Annotated in this window: 3 protein-coding genes and 1 pseudogene; 2 read left to right on the top strand and 2 right to left on the bottom strand. The window is 57.1% G+C overall.

Annotation, left to right across the window (positions count from 1 at the left end):
- Positions 1–1,022, bottom strand: a 1,022-nt coding sequence (gene glmS / locus NKJ46_RS34365) for a glutamine--fructose-6-phosphate transaminase (isomerizing) (protein ID WP_352671745.1), incomplete at its 3' end; no start/stop codon positions are given.
- Positions 1,023–2,369: 1,347 nt separating this feature from the next.
- On the opposite strand from glmS, the gene NKJ46_RS34360 reads away from it, so the two are divergent.
- Together NKJ46_RS34360 and NKJ46_RS34355 are read left to right on the top strand one after the other, a co-directional pair.
- Complete coding sequence (locus tag NKJ46_RS34360; protein ID WP_352493676.1) at positions 2,370–3,509, top strand: hypothetical protein; 1,140 nt, start codon at positions 2,370–2,372, stop codon at positions 3,507–3,509.
- 811 nt (positions 3,510–4,320) lie between these two features.
- Positions 4,321–5,124 (top strand): class I SAM-dependent methyltransferase, encoded by an 804-nt coding sequence (locus NKJ46_RS34355; RefSeq protein ID WP_352493675.1) that lies wholly within the window; start codon positions 4,321–4,323, stop codon positions 5,122–5,124.
- A 155-nt stretch (positions 5,125–5,279) separates the two neighbouring features.
- On the opposite strand, the pseudogene NKJ46_RS34350 reads toward NKJ46_RS34355, so the two are convergent.
- Positions 5,280–5,407 (bottom strand): annotated as a pseudogene (locus NKJ46_RS34350) (IS3 family transposase); the annotation flags it as partial.

Raw genomic sequence — 5,407 nt, 5'->3', positions numbered from 1 at the left:
GCGGCATCGTTCTTCGACAGCGGCATCTCGCGGTAGCGGAACTCCGAAGCGACATCTATGTCGACCGGCAGCCGCGCATAGCGCTCGAACCAGTATTTGCTGATCAGCCCGGCAAGATAAGCGGTACCGCAGGCCGAGATCGCCAGCCGGTCGATCTTGGCGAAATCGAACGGCAGGTCGAGCGGCTTCGAGACCCCGCCGACGAAATCAACATAATGCGCCAGCGTGTGCGAGATCACTTCCGGCTGCTCATGGATTTCCTTTTCCATGAAATGGCGGCGGTTGCCTTTGTCGACCATGAAGCTCGTGCTGAGCGACTGTTGGCGTTTGCGGTCGACCTTGTTGCCGCCCATGTCGAAGATATCGACCTGGTTGCGGCGCACCACCGCCCAGTCGCCGTCTTCCAGATAGGTGATCGAATTGGTGAAAGGGGCAAGCGCAATGGCGTCGGAGCCAAGGAACATCTGGCCATCGCCATGACCGACCGCGAGCGGTGGGCCGTTGCGGGCGCCGACGATCAGATCCTCGTCGCCCTTGAACATGATGGCGAGCGCAAAGGCGCCTTCCAGCCGCTTCAGCGCCTTGTGCGCCGCCTCAACTGGCTTCAGCCCCTTGGCCAGTTCGCGCGCCACCAGATGAGCGACGACTTCGGTATCGGTCTGCGACGTGAAGCTGTAGCCGTCGCGCATCAGCTCGTCGCGCAATTCGGCAAAATTCTCGATGATGCCGTTATGGACGATGGCGACGCCGTCAGAAAAATGCGGATGCGCATTGCTCTCGTTCGGAACGCCATGCGTGGCCCAGCGCGTGTGGCCGATGCCGATCATGCCGTCGAGTGGTTCGTCCTTCAGCCGGCGCTCGAGATTGACCAGCTTGCCCTCGGCGCGGCGGCGGTCAAGCCTGCCATGCTCGATCGTGGCGATGCCGGCCGAGTCATAGCCGCGATATTCGAGCCTTTTCAGCGCATCGACGATAAGCGGCGCGACCGGCGAGTTACCGACAATTCCAACGATACCGCACATGGCGCTTGCCCCCGATTCCGACCTCAAACCCGGCGCTATTTAGAGACTGCCGGGCTGTCGCGAAAAATCACATTCCATTTCGTCCGGTATCAGCCGGACTATCCTGCACAGATGCACCATGACAGGGCGCACTTGCAATCCGGTGCAGAGGACTCGTTTGTGAGTTGCGTCTGATGGGTTGGCTCGATGTGGCACCGCCCTCGAGATTATCAGTGATTTTCTTTGGCGGATCGCCGGCCGGACGAGTCCATTGGACCAATGGAAAGCCTCACTTCTCCATTTTTCATGCCGGTCCTGTCCAACTCAACGCGCATCGAGTCCAGGTGGCCAGGGCCCAAGAAGGGCTAGCCGACGGGGCGTTTTGGATGACACAGCACGTATCCGGTGAAACATCCGTCCTCGTATATTGGAGATAGGTAGGCACTTGCTGAACCCGGCGCGAAGCGTCGAGGCGCGCGAAGAAAGCTGTCCCGCGACCACAAGCCGGCAAATCGGTGTCCTGACTTGAATTGCGCGATCGCCTTGCAAAGCACAACTGATAATGGGACGAGGTAAAGCCTTGAGCCCCGTCTGCTGGCCAACCGAGAGCGAGACCTACTTCACTATCACTGATTTTTCCAGATTGGCAGCTGTGAAGGGACAGCTGAGAAATATCAGGCCGCACGAAATTCCGATGCAGTCAGCGGCCAGATCAAGCACGTCAAGATCCCTCCTAATCACGCTGGTAACCACCAAAACTACCAGAGTCGCCTTTCGTTCTGCCAACCAATAGCTCCAATAAACATTGGTACTGCGAACGCGGTCGCATGATTTAGCTTGTGGTAGTGGAATCCTATGTTGACCCGAATTTCTCAAGCCGGGAGACGGGTAAAAGCGCTAGCACGAGAACGGCAAGCAAAGTGACGAAAAAAGCTGTCCTTCGGTGACTGAGTGCAACCTCATTGTTCTCAATGATGGCTTGGTAAGTGAACATTGCGGTCAAACCGAAGGCTCTGCTCGCACCAGCCCCAAGCCTAGACACGTGGTTAGCTCAGCGGCTACGAATGCATTCAATACCCCGAGAATCAAGCGGGCAGTCTGTGCGCCCAGAAAAGCTGGCTCTCTAGACCGCCGTTGGCGAAGAGGGTAATTTCCGTGTTGAAGCGGCTAGCAACGACTAGCTGTCATCATCAACTTCAGCGAGGATACAGCTTGATACTGGTCTTGTGGGTCGCTGTGGTGGGTACCATCACCATATGTCTTACAAATTTCCCTAACGTTTCGGTCCCGTGGATTGGGGTCGCTGGGTTGTTTTCGTACACCCTCCCGGCACTCGTCGGGCTTACCAGTCCAGTTGCGACGGCTGGTATGACAGGTTACTTCGCCCCTACATCAGATCGGGCCACGATGGTCATGGCGGTTGTATGGATTGCGTTTGGATTATCGATCATCACGGCAAATGCTTTTCACGCAATAAATCGGGAGGAAGTTCGAATCTACTCGCACCCTCGCTATATCGATCGATTTCTAACCATAACCTTCGTTCTCAGCATGGGCCTTTTTGCGTCGTTCGTCGTTAGATACGGCACAGGTTGGTTCCTGCAAACACGCTCAGATCTAAGTTCATTGGTCGGAGTTGACTGGCTAATCTGGAAATGGAGCAATGCCTTAGGTCTCTTGGTGGCAGCGTACTTTTTCATGTGGTCGCGATTATGCAAAATCTACAGTGTCTTTTTCGGGGCCATGATAGTGGTCAACATAGTGGCTGGTGATCGCACAACACCGGTCATCGCTATGGTCAGCGTAATTGTATCTCTGAGTTGGGGAATGCCAATTGGTCGAGCGGTGTTCGCTGCGAAGGCATGGTTTGGTGCCGGCCTGGTCCTTGCGATCATTTTTTTGGCCAAGCCGTTTTATGTAGCGTTGAAAACCGGAGCCTCGTTCGGCGAGGTCTTTAACAGCATGTCGACCATGTCATTCCAGATGGGTTGGGAAGCTTTCGGCACGCACGAGTTACTGGAACGAGTTCTCGCGTTGAATGTTTCCTATTCCCCGTGGGCGACCGTTCGGGACTGCTTGGCGCAGTTCTTGGTGATGCCCTCGGCTTTCGGCTTCGGCAGCACTGGGTACAATGATCTAATACAAAGCCAAGTGATCAGCTATGCGACTTATGGGCTCGCGTCGAATTTTTGGGCGCATTGGTGGTCGATGTTCGGTATAGCTGGGGTAATCATCGGCGGGACGGTTTACGGTTTGTCTTTGGTTTTCTTGAACAATATGATTCAACGTAGCCGGGGAATGACGTTCTTTCTGTTCATAATTCTGGCGGCGACCTTCGGCGTCTATGCTCACCGAAACAGTCCGGAGAACGTCCTTGCGCTGATGAGGCCTATTATGCTCGCATACGCCTTAGTGTGGATCGCAATGTACCTCTTCCCTTTGCGAACGACGGACGGAAGTACAGTCGGAGTAATGTCCCCGACCAGACGCGTGCATCGAAACGCCTAGGCCATAGCAGGTTGCTGGGCCATGTTTAGTGATGCTGGACCCACCTCATGTAGCAAATCCATCAGGCGTTTTCGTACCTCTGCGTACCGATTTGGGATCCAGCCGGCGCTGGTGCTGCCGGACCAGGCGCGGCCGGTGGTGTGGCCGGGTCGTGCTCGATGATTACCGGCGCCATAAGGTTCTGTCCGAGTTGCTCGGCATTGTCGGCATCTCCTGTCGCGTCATGTGTGCGGAAACGCTGTGAAGTAGGCGGTGCTTCGATCCTATCTGGAACGTATCGCCGGACTGGACGCGGTAGGAGCCGGCGGTGTCGGCCGCTGCGGTGCTCCGGCTTCGTTTATCCAGAGGTCGCCGGTGGAGATGTTCTGGCCGTTGAGGCCGCGACGGTCTGGATTGATGGCGGACAGCGCCTGCGCTTGCCACCCGTAGTGATCGAGCCAGACCGATCCGTTCCAGTACTCAGCATCGTTACCTCCCTCCGTTCGGACAGATCAGTTGGTGATCTTCTCCAGTCGGTGTTGGTAGCCCGGTCGACATCTAGAATTAGCGCGGTATCGAAATGGAATTTGCCGATGAAGGTCGGCGTCACCCCACCCGACGGCGAGGCGGCGCTCGTCGAATAGGTCAGGCGGTCCCTGATTTTGGGACTGACGTACCAGGCCGCCGAACCAGGCGTCGTATGGGGATTTGGACAGGGGCATTTGCATATCTCCGCTGGTGGTTAACCGTCTGGGAGGGCATGTTGCTGGTGTAAATAAACTGTGATTTAACGGGCCGATATCCGCACAGAACCGTGAAGGCGGGCTCTCACATGCAGCGCTCAGGCGTTTCCGTTTATGCCGACCGGCCGAACAAGCGGCTCGTTTATGTTGGCCGCCCCGCTGATGAAATTTTCTGGGATGACCATTGGTCCAGCGACGTGGCCGCCGTGGCCGTCCGGCGCAAAGATCGTTTCGTCGTCCGTGAGACGGCAGCCAGATTGCCCAAAGGCTCGAAGGTAATCGATGCCGGCTGTGGTCTTGCCCAGACCGTGTTCGGGCTTCACCACTCAGGTTTCGAGGCCTACGGGATCGACTACGCGCCGAAGACCGTCGATCTGGTGAACAGTGTTGCCCCGGAGTTGAAGGTCTCGATTGGCGATGTCCGGGACCTTCGCCAGTTCCCGGATGGTTTCTTCGATGGCTATTGGTCGCTTGGTGTGATCGAGCACTTTTACGACGGCTACGATCAGATCCTCGCCGAAATGAGCCGAGTGCTGCGGCCCGGCGGTTATGCTTTCGTCACCGTCCCGTCGATGTCGCCGCTGCGCCGGCTGAAGGCATGGCTTGGCGGCTATCCCTCAGTCGTGGGCCGTGATCTCAGCGGCTTCTACCAGTTCATCCTGTCGCCGGAATCGATCGTGCAGGGCTTCGAGCGGCACGGTTTCCAGTTCACATCATCCAAGCCGCGTGGTGGCTTCAAGGGCATGAAGGATGAGGCTGGCTTCCTTCGCAGTCCTCTACAGGCTTTCTACGAAATGAAGCACCCGTTGGCCCGCATGATCAGGACCGGCGTGGATAGGGTGCTCAGCCCGTTCAGCTTTCACACCCGGCTCTATGTGTTCCGGAAGCCCTAGTATTGGATAATCGACGGTGAAGCCGAGGCCAGAGATGGCCGCGGTTCCGCCAACCTTGGAAGTCAACGCCAGTGAATCGCCAGGCTCCAGGTAGGCATCGGCCGGACCGGCTGTGGCGCCACCATCACGAAAGGCAAAGGCAGTTGACGTTGCCCAGCTTTCCGCTTGGCCGCGGGCGTCACCATTTCTTTCCCACACTCCTTCAACGCGGCATTGTCGAGCATGGCGTCGGCCAGAAGCCGCTTCAGCCGCGTGTTCTCGTCCTCCAGCGCCTTCAGCCGCC

The sequence above is a fragment of the Mesorhizobium sp. M0166 genome, assembly GCF_040322255.1.
Classification (GTDB): domain Bacteria; phylum Pseudomonadota; class Alphaproteobacteria; order Rhizobiales; family Rhizobiaceae; genus Mesorhizobium.
The sequence above is the reverse complement of the archived record's forward strand: the minus strand, read 5'-3'. Positions and strand labels throughout refer to the sequence as shown.

Excerpts from the sequence above, each read along its gene's own strand:
- NKJ46_RS34355 (WP_352493675.1), top strand. The coding sequence starts at position 4,321 with ATGCAGCGCTCAGGCGTTTCCGTTTATGCCGACCGGCCGAACAAGCGG.
- NKJ46_RS34360 (WP_352493676.1), top strand. The coding sequence starts at position 2,370 with ATGACAGGTTACTTCGCCCCTACATCAGATCGGGCCACGATGGTCATG.